Origin of the sequence: Streptomyces sp. NPDC059454 (assembly GCF_042749965.1) — a bacterium.
Lineage (GTDB): Bacteria > Actinomycetota > Actinomycetes > Streptomycetales > Streptomycetaceae > Streptomyces.
In genome coordinates, this window is sequence record NZ_JBHYVC010000041.1 from 27,679 (window position 1) to 42,449 (window position 14,771).

Annotated in this window: 13 protein-coding genes; 4 read left to right on the top strand and 9 right to left on the bottom strand. The window is 73.6% G+C overall.

Annotated elements, in window-relative coordinates:
- Positions 1–29: 29 nt before the first annotated feature.
- Both ACFXAE_RS24745 and ACFXAE_RS24750 read right to left on the bottom strand, forming a co-directional pair.
- Entirely contained in the window at positions 30–1,238 is a 1,209-nt protein-coding gene (locus ACFXAE_RS24745) for a S8 family serine peptidase (protein WP_384718541.1), read from the bottom strand.
- A gap of 312 nt (positions 1,239–1,550) precedes the next feature.
- Positions 1,551–1,877: a nuclear transport factor 2 family protein gene (locus ACFXAE_RS24750; protein ID WP_384718543.1), complete on the bottom strand. Its 327-nt coding sequence runs from the start codon at positions 1,875–1,877 to the stop codon at positions 1,551–1,553.
- Between the two features lie 127 nt (positions 1,878–2,004).
- Here ACFXAE_RS24750 and ACFXAE_RS24755 point away from each other — a divergent pair, with 127 nt between their 5' ends.
- Positions 2,005–2,550: a DoxX family protein gene (locus tag ACFXAE_RS24755; RefSeq protein ID WP_384718545.1), complete on the top strand. Its 546-nt coding sequence runs from the start codon at positions 2,005–2,007 to the stop codon at positions 2,548–2,550.
- An 18-nt stretch (positions 2,551–2,568) separates the two neighbouring features.
- Here the strand turns inward: ACFXAE_RS24755 and ACFXAE_RS24760 are convergent, their stop codons facing one another.
- Positions 2,569–2,940 (bottom strand): winged helix-turn-helix transcriptional regulator, encoded by a 372-nt coding sequence (locus tag ACFXAE_RS24760; RefSeq protein WP_384718547.1) that lies wholly within the window; start codon positions 2,938–2,940, stop codon positions 2,569–2,571.
- Between the two features lie 130 nt (positions 2,941–3,070).
- Here ACFXAE_RS24760 and ACFXAE_RS24765 point away from each other — a divergent pair, with 130 nt between their 5' ends.
- On the top strand, positions 3,071–3,721 hold the full coding sequence (locus ACFXAE_RS24765) for an FMN-dependent NADH-azoreductase (RefSeq protein ID WP_384718549.1): 651 nt from the start codon (positions 3,071–3,073) through the stop codon (positions 3,719–3,721).
- A 22-nt stretch (positions 3,722–3,743) separates the two neighbouring features.
- On the opposite strand, the gene ACFXAE_RS24770 is transcribed toward ACFXAE_RS24765, so the two are convergent.
- The 4 genes from ACFXAE_RS24770 to ACFXAE_RS24785 form a co-directional block, all read right to left on the bottom strand.
- Positions 3,744–4,403 (bottom strand): response regulator, encoded by a 660-nt coding sequence (locus ACFXAE_RS24770; protein WP_384718551.1) that lies wholly within the window; start codon positions 4,401–4,403, stop codon positions 3,744–3,746.
- Positions 4,391–5,644 (bottom strand): sensor histidine kinase, encoded by a 1,254-nt coding sequence (locus tag ACFXAE_RS24775; protein ID WP_384718587.1) that lies wholly within the window; start codon positions 5,642–5,644, stop codon positions 4,391–4,393. The genes ACFXAE_RS24770 and ACFXAE_RS24775 overlap by 13 nt, the downstream gene beginning before the upstream one ends.
- Positions 5,645–5,793: 149 nt before the next feature.
- Positions 5,794–8,322 carry an FtsX-like permease family protein gene (locus tag ACFXAE_RS24780; RefSeq protein ID WP_384718553.1) on the bottom strand — a complete coding sequence of 843 codons (2,529 nt, stop codon included), beginning with the start codon at positions 8,320–8,322 and terminating at the stop codon, positions 5,794–5,796.
- A gap of 3 nt (positions 8,323–8,325) precedes the next feature.
- Positions 8,326–9,090, bottom strand: a complete 765-nt coding sequence (locus ACFXAE_RS24785) for an ABC transporter ATP-binding protein (protein ID WP_384718555.1) — start codon at positions 9,088–9,090, stop codon at positions 8,326–8,328.
- A 344-nt stretch (positions 9,091–9,434) separates the two neighbouring features.
- On the opposite strand from ACFXAE_RS24785, the gene ACFXAE_RS24790 reads away from it, so the two are divergent.
- Positions 9,435–10,991 carry a von Willebrand factor type A domain-containing protein gene (locus ACFXAE_RS24790; RefSeq protein ID WP_384718557.1) on the top strand — a complete coding sequence of 519 codons (1,557 nt, stop codon included), beginning with the start codon at positions 9,435–9,437 and terminating at the stop codon, positions 10,989–10,991.
- 98 nt (positions 10,992–11,089) lie between these two features.
- Positions 11,090–13,006: an AMP-dependent synthetase/ligase gene (locus ACFXAE_RS24795; RefSeq protein WP_384718559.1), complete on the top strand. Its 1,917-nt coding sequence runs from the start codon at positions 11,090–11,092 to the stop codon at positions 13,004–13,006.
- On the opposite strand, the gene ACFXAE_RS24800 is transcribed toward ACFXAE_RS24795, so the two are convergent.
- Both ACFXAE_RS24800 and ACFXAE_RS24805 read right to left on the bottom strand, forming a co-directional pair.
- Positions 12,948–13,541, bottom strand: coding sequence for a DUF1990 family protein (locus ACFXAE_RS24800; RefSeq protein WP_384718561.1), 594 nt, complete (start codon positions 13,539–13,541; stop codon positions 12,948–12,950). The genes ACFXAE_RS24795 and ACFXAE_RS24800 overlap by 59 nt on opposite strands.
- Entirely contained in the window at positions 13,534–14,757 is a 1,224-nt protein-coding gene (locus tag ACFXAE_RS24805; protein WP_384718563.1) for a cysteine desulfurase-like protein, read from the bottom strand. Before ACFXAE_RS24805 ends, ACFXAE_RS24800 begins: the two co-directional genes overlap by 8 nt.
- Positions 14,758–14,771 lie beyond the last annotated feature (14 nt).

Below are 14,771 nucleotides of genomic sequence, written 5' to 3' on the forward strand. Positions count from 1 at the left end.
TCCCGGCCCTCATGCGTGCCGGTGGAGTACTACTCCGTGATCTTGAGCAGCTTGTTCGGTGTGCCGGTGCCGGGGTTGCCGATCCTGTCCGTGGTGGCCGTGCCCGTCAGCGCCGTCGCCACGGCCGCCGGGGTGGCGACGGGGTGGCCGGCCAGGTACACGGCCGCCGCGCCGGCCACGTGGGGGGAGGCCATCGAGGTGCCGGATATCGTCCTGGTGCCCTCGTCGCTGTCGTTCCAGGCCGAGGTGATGTCGGAGCCGGGCGCGTAGAGGTCGACGGCCGTACCGAAGTTGGAGAAGTCGGACTGGGCGTCGTCCTCGGTGCTGGAGGCGACGGTGAGGGCCTCCGGTACGCGGGCGGGTGAGCCCTGTCCGGCGTCGGCGGACTCGTTGCCGGCCGCCACGGCGAAGGTGACCCCGGAGGCGACGGCCTTGCCGACCGCCGCGTCGAGGGCGGGGTCGGCTGCGCCGCCCAGGCTCATGTTGGCCACGGAGGGCCCCTTGTGGTTCTCGGTGACCCAGTCGATGCCGGCGATGACCTGCTCGGTGGTGCCGGAACCGTTGTCGTCCAGGACTCTGACGGCCACGACGTCCGCCTTCTTGGCGACGCCGTGCGCGGCGCCGGCGAGGGTGGCGGCGACGTGCGTGCCGTGGCCGTTGCCGTCGTCCGCGGTGCCGTCGTCGTCGACGGCATCGTAGCCGTGGCTCGCCCGGCCCTCGAAGTCCTTGTGCGTGACGCGTACGCCGGTGTCGATGACGTAGGCGGTGACCCCTTCGCCCGCCTTGTCGGGATAGGTGTACTTGCCGTCGCCGGCGGTGTCCTCCTGGTCGACCCGGTCGAGGCCCCAGGAGGGAGGGCCGTCCTGGGTGGCCGTGGCGTGGAGGGTGCGGTTGGCGACGACGGCGCCGACGGCCGGGTCGGCCGCGAGGCGCTCGGCCTCGGACTCGGACAGGCCCGCCGCGGCGAAGCCGTCGAGGGCGGCTCCGTAGGACCGGCTGAGCCTGCCGCCGTACTCCCGGGCCAGGTCCTTCTCGCCGGCGGACGTCGTCTTCTCGTCGAGCAGGACGAGGTAGCTGCCCGCGACGGCGCCTTCGGCGTCGAGGCCGATGACGGCGCCGTGTGCGGGCTCGGCGGCACGGGCGGACGACGCCCCGAGAAGAGCGGCCGTGGTGGCGGCCGTCACCGCGCATGCCGCGGCGGTGACCTTCAGTGCGACGGTACGCATCTGATGCGTCATGAAGAGGGATCTCCTCGTCAGGTGTGGGGGGTTGACCTCCGGCGCGGTGTCACGCGGAGGCTGACGAGAAGAGTGACCACTTGTCGCGGTCAGATCAATGGCGGGGTTCCACGGCGGACGTGGCGCGACGGCACATCTCCACAACGTCCACCCATGTCAGAGCCAACCGGCGGGCAGAAGCCGAGCTGAGCGCGTTGCTTGAAGCGCCAACCAGCGGCTGGGGGAGATCGGTGACCATCCCCTCACCCGGCCCTCACCGCCCTGACGTTTGACGGAGTGGGCCGCGGTCGGAGCCGGGCGGGGACGTCCGGGTCAGGCCTCACCGGTCTCGAAGCGGGAGATGCGGCCGTCGTCGTCGACGGTGAAGGACCACCGGGTGCGCATCTCGCCCCAGGCGTCGTTGCGGTAGCGGGCGAGGAGGCGACGGCCGCCGCCGGACTCGTTGTCGACCTCCAGGTGCCCGTGGGAGGAGAAGATCTCCCGGTCGATCCACTCGGTGAGGTCGCGTTCGGAACCGTCGTCCGCCATGGTGGCACCGGGCGCCAGCAGAGCCAGGAAACCGTCCCGGTCGTGGTTGTTGACGGCCGTGACGAAGGCACGGACGGCGGGGTCGCTGAGACGGGTGCTCTGAATCGTCATGTCCGCCAGCGTCGTACCGGCCGCCGGGCCCCGCCACCCGCGTCACCCGAACGGCGACCGGTGGCGCGCCGGACCGGTGGCGGGGGTGCGACTGTGGTCGGGCCGAGCCACTGCCCCGGGAGACGACGTGACCTGTGACGACCGACGCGATCTGGGCCTGCTGCTGCTCCGCCTTGGAACGGGCGGGGTGCTCGCGGCGCACGGCGCGCAGAAGCTGTTCGGCTGGTTCGGCGGTGGCGGCCTCGAGGGCACCGGCCAGTTCATGGAGTCCATCGGCTATGTGCCCGGCAGGGCGAGCGCCACGGCGGCGGGCCTCGCCGAGGCCGGCGGGGGCGTGCTGCTCGCACTCGGTCTCGCCACCCCGGCGGCGGGCGCCGCGGCGGCCGGTGCGATGGCGGGCGCGTCCGCCGTGCACGCGCCCAACGGCTTCTTCAACCAGGAGGGTGGCTTCGAGTACGCCGCGTCCCTGGGCCTGACGGCCGCCGGACTCGCCGTCACGGGTCCCGGCCGGCTCTCCCTGGACCACGCCCTCGGCCACGCGGTCAACCGGAGCTGGATGATCCCGGTGGCCTTCGCGGTGACCGCGGCGGCCACGACGACGGCGGTGGGGGCGCGCGTCCGGCGGCTGCGGAAGGCCAAGGAGGGCGAGCAGGAGACGTTGTTCGAGGAGTAGTCCGGCGGGCCGGCGACCTCAGCAGCCCGTCGACTCCGTACAGGGCCCGCTCTCGGGCAGATGTGTCTCGGCCCACTTGCCGAGTTCCCTGAGCGCGGGTCCCAGCGCGGCGCCCGACTCCGTCAGGCGGTAGGTGACCCGCAGCGGCGGTCCCTCGTCGACCTCCCGGACCAGGAGTCCCGCGGTGCCCAGTTCGGTCAGCCGGTCGGAGAGCATGCGCTCGCTGATGCCGGGGACGGCCCGGCGCAGATCGGCGAAGTACGCCGGCTGTTCCACCAGCACGGCCACGATCGGTCCGGTCCAGCGCTTGCCGAGCAGCTGGAAAACGCGGGTGATACCGCCGTCCACCTTCCTGCACGCCTCTGATCCATGCACCTGCTCGACCGCCATGCCCCCAGGGTACTACCTCTCCGCAAGGGGATGAAAAAAAGTAAGTCCCTGTGTTATTCATAGTCGAGTACGAATTCTCAGCGGCGGTGTCCCGCGTCTCCGCCCCTGCACTCATGGGAGAAAACCCCAGATGGCCACCCTTCTGCACATCGATTCCTCCGTGTTCCCGGCGTCCGCCTCCGCTTCCCGCGCCGTGGCGGAGACCTTCCGCAAGGCCTGGGAGGAGCAGCACCCCGAGGGCACGGTGATCTACCGCGACCTCGCCACGAACCCGGTTCCGCACCTCACCGCCGACGCCCACACAGCGGCCTTCGCGGATCCGTCGGCGCACACTCCCGAGCAGGCCGACGCCTTCGCCGGGCGCCTGGAACTGATCGAGGAGTTCGAGCGGGCGGACGCGCTGCTGATCGGCGCCCCGATGTACAACTTCACGATCCCCTCCACCCTCAAGGCGTGGCTGGACAACGTGATCGTCATGGGCCGTACGGCAGGTGAGGAACCCTCCGCCAAGGGCACCCCGGTCACCGTGATCGCCAGCCGCGGCGGCTCCTACGCGCCGGGCACCCCTCGCGAGGGCTACGAGTACGTCCAGAACTACCTGCGGGCGGTACTGGTCGACTTCCTCGGTCTCGAGCTCGCCTTCATCGTCCCGGAGCTGACCATGGCCGCGCAGAACCCGGCGATGGCCGAGCTGGTCCCGCTCTTCGAGAGTTCCCGGGAGCGCGCCCACGAGGACGCGGCCGTCAAGGCCAAGAGCCTCGCCCAGCGGCTGGCCGCCTGACCGCGCGGCGTCCGGCGCCGGGTCAGGCCCGGCGCCGGGCGTCCTCCAGGTAGTGCAGCACGGCCGCGACACGGCGGTCCGCGCGGTCGGCGGGCGCCAGATCGAGCTTGGCGAAAATGTTGCGGATGTGCTTGTGGACAGCGCCTTCGGTGACGACGAGCCGTTCGGCGATGGCCGCGTTGCCCAGTCCCTCGGCCATCAGCGCCAGCACGTCCCGCTCGCGCGGGCTGAGCCGCTGCAGCCGGGCGTCCGGCCGGGTGCGGGTGAGCAGTTGGGCGACGACCTCGGGGTCGATGGCGGTGCCGCCGTCCGCCACCCGGTGCAGCGCGTCGAGGAACTCCTCGACCCGGCCGACCCGTTCCTTGAGCAGATAGCCGAGCCGGGCGCTGCCCTGGGCGAGCAGATCGGTGGCGAAGGCCTGCTCGACGTAGGCGGACAGGACGAGGACGGCGAGCTCGGGCCGGCGCCGCCGGGCCTCCACGGCCGCGGTGATCCCCTCGTCGGTGTGGGTGGGCGGCATCCGGACGTCGACGATGGCGACGTCCGGCTTCTCCGCGTCCACCGCGGCCAGGAAGGCGCCGGGGTTCTCGGTCGTGGCCACCACGTCCAGGGACTCGGCGCGCAGCAGCAGCGCCAGCCCTTCGCGCAGCAGGGCGTCGTCCTCGGCGATCACGATCCGCATGGCAGGGTCACCTTCAGGGTGGTGGGGCCGCCGGGAGGGCTGGCCAGTTCCAGTGTTCCGTCGTGCGCCTCGGTGCGTCGGCGGATGCCGGTGAGCCCGGATCCGTTCCGCTCGTCCGCGCCGCCGCGGCCGTCGTCGTGGATCTCCACGTACAGCCGGTCGTCCAGGCGTCGCACGACGACACCGGCGTCGCGGGCGCCACTGTGCTTGGCGATGTTGCTGAGCGCCTCGGCGACCACGAAGTACGCCGTCGCCTCCACGGACGCCGCGCACCGGCCTGCCACGTCGGCGTCGACGCGGCAGGGCACCGGGCAGTCGGCCGCCAGGGCGGTGAGGGCGTCGGGCAGACTGCGGTCGGCCAGGACCGGCGGGAGGATGGAGCGGACGACCGCCCGCAGTTCGGCCAGCGCCTGTTCGGCGGCCTCCTGGGCGCGCTCGAGGACGGCCTCGGCCTCGGCGGGGTTCCGGGTCAGGGCGCGGCGGGCCGCGCCGAGCAGCACGGTGACCGCGACGATCCGGTTCTGTGTGCCGTCGTGCAGCGCCCGCTCGACGCGGCGCAGTTCGGTGGCGTGGGCGTCGAGTGCGGCGGCCCTGGTGGCGGTGAGTTCGGCGACCCGCAGGACGAGGTCGGTCCCGGGGTCGGGGCTGAGCAGCCGCCGTCCGGGCCATGCCTGGAGGCGGGCGAGCCCGGGGGCGCAGAGCACGATGGCAGCGACGAACAGCACACCGAGGAAGGTGACGAACAGGGCGCCGGGCCAGTCGCGCACGGTCCACCAGCCCAGGGCCGCGGTGGCCTCGCTCTCCGGCAGGAGGCGCCAGTACAGCGGGAAGGTGATGTCGTGTACCGCGTTCAGCGGCAGTGTCGCCCCGATCAGTCCGAGGAGCAGGCCGAAGAGCGCGTGCGTGCAGACCCAGCGCACCTCACGGCGTACGGCGCGGTCCGCGAGCGCCGCCCGGAGCCCGGCCGGCGGCTCCGCCGGACCGATGATCTCCGGGCCCCACCGGGACAGCCGGACCCGCTCCCGGTCGGCGACGGCCCGCACCGCGTGCAGGGCGGACGGCAGCAGCCACAGGCCCACACCGACCAGGCAGGCCGCCGCCGTCAGGACCAGCCACAGCATCGCGAGCAGCGCCAGCAGGCCGGTGCCCATACCGCCGATGAGGTGTTCCAGCGCGTCCAGCGCGGCCCGGGCACGGACCGGCACGGCCCGTGGACGCGCCGACGCCGCCTCGTGAGTCACCACCGTCCGCACCTCCCAGGCGCGGAGGATAGAACATCCGGTTCCGAGCCCGCCGGGCCATCCGCCCAGTGGTACGCGGCCGGCGGCGCCGCGGGCCGCGTGCGGTACGCGGCCGGGAGTGCTCCGGGCCCGGGAACGGCGCGGGGTGCTCACTCGCGGATGCCGATGCCCTCGACCGGAGGAGTGCGCAGCAGCCGGCCGATGGGCAGCATCGTGGCGACGAGCGCCAGGACGACGGTGCCGACGACGACGGCGGCCCAGCCGGCGACCGGAACGTGGGGCACGCGCTGCCCGGCCACGGCGTTGACGATCGAGGTCAGGGTGACGGCCGCGATCGCGCCGCCGATGACGAGCGCCACGCCCAGCAGGCCGGCCTGTTCGGCGTGCACCATCCGCTTCACCTGACGGCGGGTGACGCCGGCCAGGCGCAGCAGGGCGAGTTCCCGTGTCCGGGCCAGGGCGGCCATGACGAGCGTGTTGGCGGCGGCCAGGACCGCGTATCCGACCAGGACCGCGATGAGCAGTCTGTTCAGCCAGCCGCTGATGGCCAGGTCCTGGGCGATGTCGCCGGTCAGCCGGTCGGTGTCCACCACCGCGGCGGCCGGGTGGCGGCGGGCGAGGCCGGCCAGGGCGGTGCCGGCGTCGGCGTCCGGCGCGGTGCGGATCAGCACCCGGTCGTCGAGTCCGGTGACGGTGTGCCCGGCGAGGGTCTTCGTGTGGAGGGTGACGTCGCCGAAGCCCCAGCCGCGTTCGTACAGCGCGACGACGCGCAGGGTGACGGGTGTGCCGTCGCCGAGCCACAGCCGGGCCCTGTCCCCGAGGTCCCAGCCGGCGGCGTCCGCCCGTGCGGTGGACACGGCCACGGTGTCCTCGCGCAGCGCGGCGAGGCCGCCCGCGCGGACCTTCAGATCCATCGTGCGTTCCACGCCCTTCGGGTCGATGCCCTGGGCGACCACGGCCTGCGCCTCGAGTCGGCCCGGCACGACGACCGAGGTGCGGCGCACCCCGGTCGCGGCGAGCACGCCGGGGATGCGGCGGGCCTCGGCGGTGGCGGAGGCGGGCAGGCCGGCGGCACCGGTCAGGACGTGCTGGGCGAGGACGCCGTCGCGGCTCTGGACGACGGTCTGCCGTTGGAGGTTGTCCTGCAGGAACCAGACGGTGCCGCCGAAGCCGACGGAGAGCACCAGCGCGGTGAGTACGGCGACCATGCCGCGCGCGTTGGCCCGCAGGTTCGCTGCGGCGAGGTAGCCGCTGTCGCCCCACACGGCCCGCAGAACGGGCCCGAGCAGCCGGGCGGCAGCCTGGTTGATCCAGGGCGCCAGCAGCGCGACCCCCAGCACGAACGCGTAGAGCATGCCCATCGCGGCGCCCAGCGCGGTCTGACCGTCGGTGGCGCCGGTGAGGCCGGTCAGGGACACCGCGGCGGCGAGGAACACCAGGCCCGTCACCACACGGGCCCTGCTGCCGGGGCCGCGTTCCACGGCCGCCTCCCCGAGCGCTTCGGTGGGTCTGATCCGGGTGACGCGCAACGCGGCGATCCAGGCGGCCAGGAGTGCCACGGCGGCGACGGCCACGATCACGGCCGCCGCGGACAGCGGTCCGCCCCGGACGGTGAAACCGTCGGGCACGAACTCCCGGGACACCAGTTCGTCGCGGATGTACCGCGTGGCGAGCAGCCCGGCCGGGACGCCCACGACGGCGGCGACCGGACCGAGCAGACCCACCTCCGCGAGGAGCATCCGCCGCACCTGGCCCGGGGTGGCCGCGACGGCCCGCAGCAGGGCGAGGTCGCGCCGCCGGTGCCGTACCGACAGGCCGACGGTCCCGGCGACGACGAAGACGATGATCATCGCGGCGTATCCGCCGAACGCGCCGCCCGCCTGGAGGGTGAACGCCCGTGCGGCCGCGGCCTCGGGCTGTGCCGCCAGTCCGCGCTCGTCACCGGTGTACGTCGTGGCGTCCGCGCCGCCCGCCACCCGGCGCACCGCGTCGAGCACGGCGGAGCGGTCGGCGTCCGGTTCGGCGAGGACGCCGATGGCGTCGAAGCGGTCCGGGTGCGGATCGAGGCGGGCCGCCCGCGCGTCGGTGAAGAACAGCGCCGCCCGCTCCCCCGGCGCGCCGTCGGTCTCGACCACGCCGCTCACCCGGTACCGCCGGCTCTCTCCCCCGGTGATGACGTCCATGGTGCCGCCGGGGGCGAGTCCGCGGCCGTCGGCGAGCCGGGCGTCGACGGCGATCTCCCCGTCGGCGCGCGGCGGCGCGCCGGTCACCAGCCGGTACGGGGCGAGGGCGGCGCTCGCCCACCCGTGGCCGGTGGCCGGCAGGTCCGGGGCCACCGTCGTGGTGACCGCGATCGCACGGTCGCCCACCGCACGCGCCACACCGGGCACCGCAGCCAGCTCGCCGGTCAACGCGGCGCTCACACCGCCGCGTTCGGGGAGCGTCACGGTGGTGTACTCGGTCTCGCCGAACACCGTGGGGCCGGCCACCCGCAGGTCCCGGTCGGCGACGACGGCGACCGTGGCGCCGTAGCGCTGCGGTTCGCCCTTGTAGCGCCATCCGGACTCCACGAGCAGGGCGCAGGTCATCAGGACGGCGACACCCGCGGCGAGTGCGACGAACGTGGCGACGAAGCCGCCCTTGCGGAAGCGCACCATCCGCGCGGCCAGGTGGAGCACGGCTCAGCCCTCCCGGCTCACGACGGGCTGCCGGCGGCCGAGCAGCGCCAGGTGTTCGGCGATCCGCTCGGCGCCGGGCTGTGGCATGTCCCGCACGATCCGCCCGTCGGCGAGGACCAGCACGCGGTCGGCGCAGGACGCGGCGACCGGGTCGTGGGTCACCATGACGACGGTCTGCCCGAACTGGTCGACCGCCGACCGCAGCAGGGCGAGGACGTCGGCGGCGGTCCGGGTGTCCAGGGCCCCGGTGGGTTCGTCGCAGAAGATCACCTCGGGGCGGGTGACCAGCGCGCGGGCGATGGCGACGCGCTGCTGCTGGCCGCCGGAGAGCTGCGCGGGCCGGTGCCGCAGCCGGTCGCCGAGTCCGACCCGCCCGATCACCTCGGCCACCCAGGCCCGGTCCGGCCGGTGGCCCGACAGCCGGGAGGGCAGCAGGATGTTCTGCTCCACGTTCAGCGCGCCCACCAGGTTGAACGCCTGGAAGACGAAGCCGACCCGGCTGCGGCGCAGTTCGGTCAGCTGCTTCTCGGACATCGACGACAGATCGGTGGCCCCGATCCGCACCGTCCCCGAGCCCGGCCGGTCCAGTCCGGCCGCGCAGTGCAGCAGGGTGCTCTTGCCCGAGCCGGACGGTCCCATCACGGCGGTCGCCGTGCCGCGCGCGAACACGGCGCTCACGTCGTCCAGCGCCACGACCGGCTGATCACCGCCGTACGTCTTGTGCACATGGTCGAGGCCGACGGCGACGTCGGCCGGGGTCACTGACATGGTGGGGCGCCTTCCGGGCGGAGCTCGTCGGGGAACATCCACGACGGTAGGAGGTGCGGACGCCGCCGCCCATGCAGCCAGTGACCGGACGGTGGTGGTGCAGGCACTACCACCGCCCGGCGGGCGGCACAACGTCCGTCCGCGCGCCGTTCACCCCGGCCCGGCGCGGTTTCGACGGCGAGCACACGGGACCGCAGGTCAACGGAAGATCACCTACCGGTCTCGGCGGACCCCCTCCGTGCCCTCTTCGAGACTCACCTGCAACGCTCCGTACCGCACGTTCCGGCCCGTCGCGCCGTCACAGTCACTGAAGTCGGCGTCGACCAACCGAGGGGACACGGACGATGAAGTGGCACGGGACACGACGGCCGGCCGGAGCGCTGCTCGCGCTCGCGGCGGCGAGCTGCCTGCTGGCCGGCGGCTGCAGTGCGGGAAGCGACAGCGGCTCCAAGGCGAGCGACGCGTCCTACGACCGCGGGGGCGACGGCTCGGCGCCGCTGCCCGGACCCGACCGGGGCCCGGGAGGGCGGTACGACGGTGAACGGGACGAGGGCGAGCAGGACTCCCGCGAGGTCGCGCCCGATCCCGACTACCTGTCGACCTTCGCGCTGGACGTCGACACCGCCTCGTACGGCTATGCCCGCCGCACCCTCGCGGAGGGCCGGCTGCCCGATCCGTCGACCGTCCGTCCCGAGGAGTTCGTCAACAGCTTCCGGCAGGACTACGAGCGTCCCGGCGGCGACGGCTTCACGGTCACCGTGGACGGCGCCCGCACCGAGGAGGAGGACTGGTCGCTGGTCCGGGTCGGCCTGGCCACCAGGGCCGCCGATCCAGGCGGTGAACGCCCGCCCGCCGCTCTGACGTTCGTCATCGACATCTCGGGTTCGATGGCGGAACCGGGCCGCCTCGACCTCGCGCAGGATTCCCTCGCGACCATGACGGACCGGCTGCGCGACGACGACTCGGTGGCCATCGTCACCTTCAGCGACGAGGCCGAGACCGTCCTGCCGATGACCCGGCTCGGCGGCAACCGGGGCGAGGTGCACGACGCCGTCGACAGCCTGGAGCCGACCGACTCCACCAACCTCGGGGCGGGTGTCGAGACCGGGTACGAGACCGCGGTCGAGGGGCTGCGCGAGGGCGCGACCAACCGGGTCGTGCTCGTCTCGGACGCCCTCGCCAACACCGGTGACACGGACGCCGACGCGATCCTCGAACGCATCGCGGACTCCCGCCGCGAGCACGGCATCACCCTGTTCGGCGTCGGCGTCGGCAGCGACTACGGCGACGAACTCATGGAGACGCTCGCCGACAGGGGCGACGGCCACACGGTGTACGTGTCCGGCGAGGAGGACGCCCGCGAGGTGTTCTGCGAGCAACTGCCCCGCAACATCGAACTGACGGCCCGTGACGCCAAGGCGCAGGTCGCCTTCGACCCGGAGACGGTCGCCGAGTTCCGGCTCGTCGGCTACGACAACCGGCGGGTCGCCGACGAGGACTTCCGTGACGACCGGGTGGACGGCGGCGAGGTCGGGCCCGGCCACACCGTGACCGCCCTGTACGCCGTGCGCACCAGGGCCGGGGCCGACGGCCACCTCGCCACGGCGACCGTGCGCTGGCTCGATCCCGACAGCCGCGCCCCGCACGAGGAGACGGGCGATCTGGAGGCCGACGGCCTCGTCGACTCCGTGTGGAGCGCGCGGCGCGGTCTGACGGTCACCGCCGCCGCGGCCTACTTCGCCGACGCCCTGCGCTCCTTCGACCACCGCTACAGCGCGCTGCCCGGCGCCCCCGGTCTGGGTGAACTCTCCGAGCGGGTCCACGACCTGGCGGACCGGACGGAGGACGAGGACATCCGTGAGCTGGCCGAGTCGATCCGCGCGGCGAACCGCCTGGAGTGACCCCGGCCCATTGACTCCTCCTTACGCACGGGTAAGTTGACTCCCGAGTAAGTAAGGCAGGGCCAGCACGAGAGCATCAGCCGCGACCGGGAGCCGTCATGGGCGTACGCAAGGATCTGAAACGGGCGAAACGACGCACGGATCTGGCGAGCAGGACCGGAGTCGAGATCGTCAGGGACGAGCACGGCGTCGTGCGTGAGGCCCGTACGGCGGCCCTGGCCCCGCGGCGGACCACCGGCAGTACGGCCGACATCCCGTTCACCAACGCGGCCGAGGCCCCCGACGCGGTGGTCCTGCGGCGCGAGGAGCGCGGTGTCTGGCGCCCGGTCACGGCGGCGGCCTTCGCCCATGAGGTCACCGCCGTGGCCAAGGGGCTGATCGCCGCCGGGCTGGAACCGGGCGACCGGGTCGCCGTGATGTCCCGTACGCGCTACGAGTGGACGGTCCTGGACTTCGCGGTCTGGTCGGCCGGCGGCCGGACCGTGCCGGTCTACCCCACCTCCTCCGCGGAGCAGGTGGGGTGGATCGTCCGTGACTCCGGCGCCCGGTACGTCGTCACGGAGACCGCGCAGAACACGGCCGCCGTCGCCACCGGCACCGCCGCCCACCCCCGGCCCCCGCACGTGTGGGAGCTGGACGCGGACGCCCTCGCCGAGCTCACCGCACTCGGCCGGGACGTCCCCGACGAGGAGGTCACCAAGCGCCGTACCGCCCTGACCCCCGACAGCGTCGCGACCGTCTGCTACACCTCCGGCACCACCGGACGCCCCAAGGGCTGCGTCCTCACCCACGCCAACCTGTACGCCGAGGCCGCCAACACCGTCGAGCTGCTGCACCCCGTCTTCAAGGAGGTCACGGGCCAGGCCGCCTCGACCCTGCTCTTCCTCCCGCTCGCCCACGTCCTGGGCCGCACCATCCAGATCGCCTGCCTGCTCGCCCGCATCGAGATCGGCCACTTCCCGAGCATCAGGCCCGACGAACTCCGGCCCGCCCTCAAGTCGTTCCGCCCGACGTTCCTGGTCGGCGTTCCCTACCTCTTCGAGAAGATCCACGACACCGGCCGGGCCACCGCCGAGAAGATCGGCCGCGGCGCCTCCTTCGAACGCGCCCACCGCGTCGCCGTCCGCTTCGGCGAGGCCCACCTCGACAGGTTCCTGGGCCGCGGCAAGGGCCCCGGCCCCGGCCTGTACGCCGCCTGGGCACTGTACGACCTGCTGGTCTACCGCAAGGTCCGCAAGGAACTCGGCGGCCGGATGCGCTACGCCATCAGCGGCGGCTCCCCGCTGGAGCGCGACCTCAACCTCTTCTTCTACGCGGCCGGGATCATGGTCTACGAGGGCTACGGCCTGACCGAGACCACCGCCGCGGCCACCATCGTCCCGCCGCTGGGCCCCCGCCCCGGCACGGTCGGACTCCCGGTCCCCGGCACCGCGGTCCGCATCGCCGGCGACGGCGAGGTGCGGATCAACGGCGGCATCGTCTTCGGCTCCTACTGGAACAACCCGGCCGCCACCGACGAGGTGCTCGACGAGGGCTGGTTCACCACCGGCGACCTCGGTTCACTGGACGAGGACGGCTACCTGACCATCACCGGCCGCAAGAAGGACATCCTCGTCACCTCCGGCGGCAAGAATGTCTCCCCGGCCGTCCTGGAGGACCGGCTGCGCAGCCGCCCGCCCGTCGGCCAGTGCCTCGTCGTCGGCGACAACCGGCCCTTCGTGGCCGCGCTGATCACCCTCGACCCCGAGACGGTCGCCCACTGGCTGGCGGTGCGCAGGCTGCCCGCCGGCACCCCGATGTCCGAGGTCGTCCGCGACCCGCGGATGCGCGCCGACGTGCAGAAGGCCGTGGACTACGCCAACGAGGCCGTCTCCCGCGCGGAGTCCATCCGCGCCTTCACCCTGATCGAGGGCGAGTTCACCGAGGAGAACGGACTCCTGACGCCGTCCCTCAAGGTCAAGCGGCGGGCGGCGCAGGAGGCCTACGCGGACGAGATCGAGGCGCTGTACTCCTGACCCCGGCGTCCCGCAGGGCACGGAGGTAGCGCCTGCGGACGTGGAGCTGTGCCAGCAGGAGAACGGGGAAGAGCGGGCGCCAGGGGCCCGCCGGCGCCGCCCGGGTCAGGGAACGCAGGGTCAGCAGGACCCGGCCGTCGTCCTCCCGGTGCACGATGAAGGCCTCTTCCCCGCTGACCGGGTGGCCCGGGCGGGTGCCGTAGGCGAAACCGCACCGGTCCCCGCTCGCCACCACGGCGACGACCTCGACCGGCTCCCGCACGACGCACCGGCCGAGGCCCGCCGTGACGGTGTACCGTCCGCGCTCGCGCACTCCGACGCCGCCCCCGTCGGCCGGGGCGACGGCGAAGCCGCTGCGCCGTTTGACCTCCCACCGCAGCACCGCCTCCCTGGCGGCGGTCCAGACGTCCTCTCCCCGTCCGATCGTCACGGTCGTCTCGAACCGGCGGAAGCCGGGCGGGGAGGCAGACCAGACCAGGGCCTGCGGGGCGGTGGCGCCGCGGGGGCCGTAGGTGAGACCGCCGTCCTCACCCACGCGCGTCCGTCTTCCGCCCCAGGAAGGCGGACAGGCCCGTCAGCAGCCGGTCGACGTCCTCGCCACTGGTGTACGGGGCCAGTCCGACGCGCAGGCCGCCGGTGTCGCCGAGGCCGAGGCGGCGGGACGCCTCCAGCGCGTAGAAGCTGCCGGAAGGCGCGTGGACGCCGCGCTCGGCGAGGAAGCGGTAGGCGTCCTCGGTGCGGTGGCCGTCGAGGGTGAGCAGCAGGGTCGGGGTGCGCCGGGCCGCCCGGGAGTGGACGGTGACCTGCTCCAGGGCCGCCAGCCCTTTCTCCAGCCGGTCGCGCAGGACGCCCTCGTGTTCCTCGATCCCCTCGAACGCCGCGGCGAGCCGTGCACGGCGGCTGCCGCCCGGCCCGGCGGCCAGCCCGGCCAGGAAGTCGACCGCCGCACGGGTGCCCGCGAGGAACTCGTAGGGCAGCGTGCCGAGTTCGAAGCGCTCGGGCACCGCGTCCGTGGAGGGCAGCAGTTTGTCCGGGCGCAGTGTCTCCAAGAGCTCGGGTCGGGCTGCCAGGACGCCGTGGTGGGGGCCGAGGAACTTGTACGGGGAACAGACGAAGAAGTCCGCGCCGAGCGCCTCGACGTCGACCGGGGCGTGTGCGGCGTAGTGCACGCCGTCGACGTACAGCAGGGCGCCCGCCTCGTGCGTGATCCGCGCGATCTCGGCGATCGGGGGCATCGTGCCGATCAGATTGGAGGCCGCGGTGACGGCCACCAGCCGGGTGCGTCCGGAGAGCGCGGCGCGGATGTCGTCGGCGGTCAGCTCGCCGGTGGCCGGGTCGAAGTCCGCCCGGCGGACGGTGCAGCCGGTCCGCCCGGCCGCCTGGACCCAGGGGCGGATGTTGGCGTCGTGGTCCAGCGTGGTGACGACCACCTCGTCGCCCGGTGACCAGGTGTCGGCGAGGGTGCGGGAGAAGTCGTAGGTGAGCTGGGTGGCGCTGCGGCCGAAGACGATGCCCGCCGGGTCGGCGCCCAGGAGGTCGGCCATGGCGCGCCGGGTCTCCACGACGACGGTCTCGGCGTTGCGCTCGCCGGGCAGACCGTCGCCGCGGATCGAGAGCGGCCGGGACAGCGCGGCGGCGATCGCCTCGATGACGGGCAGCGGCGTCTGGGTGCCGCCGGGGCCGTCGAAGTGCGCGGTGCCGGCGGCCAGCGCGGGCACCTGGGCGCGCAGGGCGGTGAGGTCGTACGTCACGTGAGGCCTCCTGT

What these genes read in the sequence shown, in the direction of transcription:
- ACFXAE_RS24745 (WP_384718541.1), bottom strand. Translation starts at nt 1,238, where the DNA reads ATGACGCATCAGATGCGTACCGTCGCACTGAAGGTCACCGCCGCGGCA.
- ACFXAE_RS24765 (WP_384718549.1), top strand. Translation starts at nt 3,071, where the DNA reads ATGGCCACCCTTCTGCACATCGATTCCTCCGTGTTCCCGGCGTCCGCC.
- ACFXAE_RS24770 (WP_384718551.1), bottom strand. Translation starts at nt 4,403, where the DNA reads ATGCGGATCGTGATCGCCGAGGACGACGCCCTGCTGCGCGAAGGGCTG.
- ACFXAE_RS24760 (WP_384718547.1), bottom strand. Translation starts at nt 2,940, where the DNA reads ATGGCGGTCGAGCAGGTGCATGGATCAGAGGCGTGCAGGAAGGTGGAC.
- ACFXAE_RS24785 (WP_384718555.1), bottom strand. Translation starts at nt 9,090, where the DNA reads ATGTCAGTGACCCCGGCCGACGTCGCCGTCGGCCTCGACCATGTGCAC.
- ACFXAE_RS24790 (WP_384718557.1), top strand. Translation starts at nt 9,435, where the DNA reads ATGAAGTGGCACGGGACACGACGGCCGGCCGGAGCGCTGCTCGCGCTC.
- ACFXAE_RS24795 (WP_384718559.1), top strand. Translation starts at nt 11,090, where the DNA reads ATGGGCGTACGCAAGGATCTGAAACGGGCGAAACGACGCACGGATCTG.
- ACFXAE_RS24750 (WP_384718543.1), bottom strand. Translation starts at nt 1,877, where the DNA reads ATGACGATTCAGAGCACCCGTCTCAGCGACCCCGCCGTCCGTGCCTTC.